The sequence below is a fragment of the Nitrospirota bacterium genome (genome assembly GCA_040756155.1).
Classification (GTDB): domain Bacteria; phylum Nitrospirota; class Thermodesulfovibrionia; order JACRGW01; family JBFLZU01; genus JBFLZU01.
In genome coordinates this window covers 1-5,535 of the sequence record JBFLZU010000034.1, presented here as the reverse complement: position 1 = coordinate 5,535, position 5,535 = coordinate 1, and the positions used below count along the sequence as shown (strand labels likewise).

The 5,535-nt window shown below is 42.5% G+C and carries 4 protein-coding genes and 3 tRNA genes; all 7 read left to right on the top strand.

Going from position 1 to position 5,535, the window contains the following annotated elements; translation table 11 throughout:
* The first annotated feature begins 44 nt into the window (after positions 1 to 44).
* The 7 genes from lipA (at position 45) to AB1488_03055 (ending at position 5,526) form a co-directional block, all read left to right on the top strand.
* Positions 45 to 935, top strand: a complete 891-nt coding sequence (lipA, locus tag AB1488_03085) for a lipoyl synthase (GenBank protein ID MEW6409080.1) — start codon at positions 45 to 47, stop codon at positions 933 to 935.
* A 55-nt stretch (positions 936 to 990) separates the two neighbouring features.
* A complete protein-coding gene (locus AB1488_03080) occupies positions 991 to 2,136 on the top strand; it encodes an alanine--glyoxylate aminotransferase family protein (GenBank protein MEW6409079.1) in 1,146 nt (381 codons plus the stop codon).
* Positions 2,133 to 3,710 (top strand): phosphoglycerate dehydrogenase, encoded by a 1,578-nt coding sequence (serA, locus tag AB1488_03075; protein ID MEW6409078.1) that lies wholly within the window; start codon positions 2,133 to 2,135, stop codon positions 3,708 to 3,710. The genes AB1488_03080 and serA overlap by 4 nt, the downstream gene beginning before the upstream one ends.
* 100 nt (positions 3,711 to 3,810) lie before the next feature.
* Positions 3,811 to 5,106 (top strand): adenylosuccinate synthase, encoded by a 1,296-nt coding sequence (locus AB1488_03070; protein ID MEW6409077.1) that lies wholly within the window; start codon positions 3,811 to 3,813, stop codon positions 5,104 to 5,106.
* 48 nt (positions 5,107 to 5,154) lie between these two features.
* Positions 5,155 to 5,230, top strand: a tRNA-Lys gene (locus AB1488_03065).
* Positions 5,231 to 5,322: 92 nt separating this feature from the next.
* Positions 5,323 to 5,400 (top strand) — tRNA-Glu (locus AB1488_03060).
* Between the two features lie 49 nt (positions 5,401 to 5,449).
* A tRNA-Met gene (locus tag AB1488_03055) sits at positions 5,450 to 5,526 on the top strand.
* Positions 5,527 to 5,535 lie beyond the last annotated feature (9 nt).

The window sequence follows — 5,535 nt, the reverse complement described above, 5'->3', positions numbered from 1 at the left end:
GATCTTGAATCTATGCTTAGTGGTAAATGGGACGTCTCAGCAAGATGTTAAAGGTGAAAGGAAAGTTTTTGCCTGTGACTTGTAAACCCGACTGGCTTTTAAAACAATTAAGAAAAGCAAATTCTGGACTGAAGACAACAGATAGTCTAGCGACATCAAATCTTATCAGGAGACTTTCTCTTAACACAGTATGTGAAGAGGCGAGATGCCCAAATAGGGGGATATGCTATTCAAATAAGACTGCAACATTCCTGATACTCGGTGATATATGTACCCGGAATTGCAGTTTCTGTAATGTAAACGGAGGGATTCCACGAGTAGTGGATGAGAGCGAACCAGAAAGGATTGCTGATGCTGTTAAGACACTCGGTATAAAACATGTAGTCATCACCTCTGTAACAAGAGATGATTTATTAGATGGTGGTGCAAAACAATTTGCAAAAACTATTAATGTATTGAGAAACAGGATAGACGGTATTACGATCGAGGTGCTCACACCCGATTTTAAAGGCTCAAAGGATTCCCTATCTATCGTGGTCGCTGCAAAACCTGATATATATGCCCACAATATCGAGACCGTAGAAAGATTATATCCTTCAGTTCGAAATAGGGCAGTTTATAAGAGATCTCTGGTATTACTCAGAGATATAAAATCAATGAATAGTAAGATCACCACCAAATCGGGATTTATGCTCGGTCTTGGAGAAGAACACAGTGAGATACTCCAGACACTCTATGACCTTAAGGAGGCAGGATGCGACATCGTCACAATCGGTCAATACCTCTCACCATCTAAGGCTCATCACCCTGTTATAAGATACGCCTCGGAAGAGGAATTTACATACTGGGGGGAAATTGCAAGGAAGTTATGTTTTAAGGCTGTCTTTTCCGCACCCCTTGTCCGCAGTTCATTTGCCTTGACAGTCCTGCGGTGATTGTGTTAATTTTCAAAGGACTTTCTAATACCTTTGAAACAAAAGGAGATTAAATATGCAGAAAAGGTATCTATTTGCTCCAGGACCAACACCTGTCCCACCAGAAGCTCTAATGGCGATGGCGATGCCTGTTATACACCACAGGGCACCTGATTTTATTCCTGTGCTTGATTCTGCAAAGAAAGGGCTGCAGTGGCTTTATCAGACAAAGAACGATGTCCTCATCCTTGCATCAACAGGTACAGGTGGCATGGTAGGTTCTGTAAATAACTTCCTTTCACCTGGGGATAAGGCACTTGTGGTTAATGGAGGGAAGTTCGGAGAGCGATGGATGAAGATATGTAAGTCTTACGGGATTAAGGTTGAAGAGATCCGCATTGAATGGGGATATGTGGTCAAACCTGAGGATGTCGAAAAATCATTAAAGAATACCGCTGATATAAAGGCTGTTTTTGTTCAAGCAACTGAGACATCAACAGGTGTTTATCATGACATAAAGTCACTTGGAGAAATCGTAAAAAACTACAATAATACCCTGTTTGTTGTGGATGCAATCTCTGCCCTTGGAGCGCATGACTTAAGAACTGATGAATGGGGAATAGATATAATGGTTGGCGGTTCACAGAAAGGGCTGATGCTTCCACCAGGACTTGCCTTTGTAAGTATAAGTGATAAGGCGTGGAAGATGTCTGAGAATTCAAAATCACCGAGGTTTTATTTTGACTTTAAGAAAGAACGGGAGGCACTTGCAAAAAATCAGACCAATTTTACAGCAGCCGTCACCCTTATCATAGGGCTTAATGCCTGTCTCAAATTGATGCAGTCTGAAGGTCTGGAGAATATCTTTGCAAGGCATGAAAGACTTGCACATGCAACGAGAGAGGCGATGAAGGCTATCGGGCTTGAGCTTTTTACGAAGGAATCTCCGAGTAACTCTGTAACTGCGGTGATGGCACCTGAGGGGTTTGATGGTCAACTGATATATAAAAACCTTAGAGAGAAATATGGGATAACAGCCGCTGGAGGGCAGGACGCAGCAAAAGGAAAGATATTCAGGATTGCACATCTCGGCTATGCAGATACATTCGATGTTATTACTGCGGTTGCTGGTGTGGAAATGGTTCTCAAAGGCATGGGATACGATGTGAAACTTGGGAAAGGCTTGGCGGTTGCAGAAGAGATCCTGATGGAGGGGGAATGAAGATTCTTGTAAGCGACGATATATCTCCAAATGGTATGGAGATAATGAAAAAGGCAGGGCTTGAGGTAGATGTTAAAATAAACCTTAAACCTGATGATCTTATAAAAGAGATAAGGAATTATGAGGGGCTTGTTGTAAGGAGTGCTACGAAGGTAACAGCAGATGTTATAAATGCAGCAGATAGACTCAAGGTTATAGCAAGGGCAGGTTCTGGTCTTGATAATGTTGATAAGGTGGCTGCTACTAAAAGGGGTATCGTGGTGATGAATACCCCTGGTGGCAATACAATAACTACAGCCGAACATACCATCGCACTCATGCTCTCTCTGGCAAGGTTAATCCCGCAGGCTACAGCATCAATGAAGACTGGCAAATGGGAGAAGAAAAGATTTATGGGTGTTGAGGTATATAATAAGACACTTGGAATTCTCGGTCTTGGCAATATAGGAAGTCAGGTTGCGAAGCGTGCACAGGGGCTACAGATGAATGTTATTGCTTATGATCCATATCTTTCAGAGGAGAAGGCAGGAGAGCTTGGTGTGGAAATCGTTGATTTAGTCGAACTCTTCAGGAGGGCAGATTTTATAAGTATACATACGCCCCTGACAGCCGAGACTAAGGGTACAATAAATGCAGAGAGTATCAAGATGATGAAGGATGGTGTGAGGATAATAAACTGCGCAAGGGGTGGGGTTATTAATGAAAAAGATCTTTACGATGCACTCGTATCAGGGAAGGTTGCAGGTGCGGCGCTCGATGTCTTTGAAAAGGAACCCCCTGAGGGAAGTCCGCTCATAGGGCTCAATAATGTAATATTTACTCCTCATCTCGGTGCATCTACAACAGAGGCTCAGGAGAATGTAGCAATTGCTGTAGCAGAACAGATTGTCGATTATTTCATACACGGTACCGTAAGGAATGCGGTAAATATCCCATCAGTGGCTCCTGATGTGCTTCCAAAGATAAAACCATTCATAGAACTTGCAGAGAAGCTCGGAAGTTTTGAGTCACAGATATTCGAAGGTGGCATTAATCAGGTTACGGTGGAATACAGGGGAGAGGTAGCAGAACTTGATACAGCGCCACTCACGATAGCAGTACTCAAAGGACTTCTTACACCGATACTGTTGGAAACCGTAAATTTTGTGAATGCACCCTTTATAGCTAGAGAGAGAGGGATTGAGGTTAAAGAGACTAAATCGAGTGAGGCAGGAAACTTTGTGAGCCTTATAGGCCTTAAGGTACTCTCAGGGAAGAAAACAGGTTATGTGGCTGGGACACTTTATAACAGAAGGGATCCAAGGATGGTTCAGATAGATGAATTTCAGGTCGAGGCAGTTCCCGAAGGTGATATGCTTGTCCTTTCTAACAATGATAAGCCAGGCGTAATAGGTAACATAGGAACTACATTGGGTAACAATAACATAAACATAGCACGGATGCAGTTTGGCAGGGAGAGACCCGGGGGTAGGGCTATCTCGATTGTAAGTGTAGATACTCCTGTTTCAGAGGAATTGCTGGAAAAGATAAAGAAACTTCCAAATGTCATTTCAGTAAAACAGATAAGGCTATGAGCCACCAGCGCTATCAAAAGGTGTCACCACCTCTATAATTAGCAAATGGCAAATTGCAATGTTAAAATGGTAAATATTTAGGGATTAGTGGAGGATTTCTATGCCTAACATAGTGATTGTTGGGGTTCAGTGGGGAGATGAAGGCAAGGGGAAGATCGTAGACCTACTCACAAAAGATGCAGATGTAGTAGCAAGGTATCAAGGTGGACATAATGCAGGGCATACCGTTGTTATTGATAATGAACAGTTCATACTCCACCTGATTCCATCAGGGATACTCCAGAAGGGGAAGATCTGTATAATCGGCAATGGTATGGTTGTGGACCCAGCTGCACTTATAGAAGAGATGGATTCCCTGAAGAAAAGAGGGATTTCCTTTGATGGTAATTTCTTTATAAGCAAAAATGCCCATGTGATAATGCCTTATCATAAGGCTATAGAGAAGGAAAGTGAAAGGTTCAAAGGTTCAAAAAGGATCGGGACAACAGGCAGAGGGATAGGTCCAGCCTATGTTGATAAGATAGCGCGGATTGGCATCAGAATGGGAGATCTTCTCCAACAGGAGGTCTTTAAGGAGAAACTTGAGACAAACCTTTCAGATATAAATTATCTGCTGACAAATCTTTATGGTGTTTCGGGTTTTGAAACAGAACAGATATATTCAGAATATATGAGGTATGCAGAGAGGATTGCCATATATATCGCAAACACTGCGTCTTTGTTAAATAGATATATGGATGAAGGGAAGAATGTCCTGTTTGAGGGTGCGCAGGGAACACATCTCGATATTGATCATGGCACATATCCATTCGTTACTGCATCCAATGCAACTGCTGGAGGTGCATGCACAGGTCTCGGTATAGGACCTACAAGAATAGATGAAGTTATCGGTGTTATGAAGGCTTATACCACAAGGGTTGGTAGTGGTCCATTTCCTACAGAGATGAAAGATGAAATGGGTGAAGAAATAAGGAATAAAGGGAAAGAATATGGTGCATCTACAGGCAGACCGAGAAGGTGTGGCTGGTTTGATTCTGTGGTTTCAAGATACTCTGCGATGATAAATACACTTAGCGGTCTTGCTATAACAAAGCTTGATATCCTCGATGGCTGCGAGAAAATAAATATATGTGTAGGATACAGGTATAAAGGAAAAATCTATGAAGAAGTGCCATCTGAATTAAATGTGCTTGAAGGATGTGAACCTGTATACGAAGTAGTAGATGGTTGGTGTGAAAGTACAGTGGGGATTAAAAGATACGAAAACCTACCTGTAAATGCTAAAAATTATATCAATAAGATTGCTACACTTACCGGTGCACGGGTAGACATCATATCAACAGGACAGAAAAGAGACGAGGTAATAATCAGGAGAAATCCATTCCTTTCTCTTTGACTTCAAAATAACTGATTATGTATAATATTATTTGTTTCTGGTAAAGGAGGGCCGCTAGCTCAGTTGGTAGAGCACCGCCCTTTTAAGGCGGGTGTCGTTGGTTCGATCCCAACGCGGCTCACCATTGATGGTCAAGAGTTACGAGTTCGGAGTTGATAGTTTAAAAATGTCTTTAACTCAAAACTCCCAACTCTGAACTCCGAACTGTTTTTAAGTGTCCCCATCGTCTAGTTAGGCTTAGGACACCGCTCTTTCAAGGCGGCGGCATGGGTTCAAATCCCATTGGGGACGCCAAAATGTTCCTTGACTTTCTTTTCTTTAGGAAGTTATAGTTATATAGCAACGCGGGGTGGAGCAGCTTGGTAGCTCGTCGGGCTCATAACCCGAAGGTCAGAGGTTCAAATCCTCTCCCCGCTACCAGTAAAATCA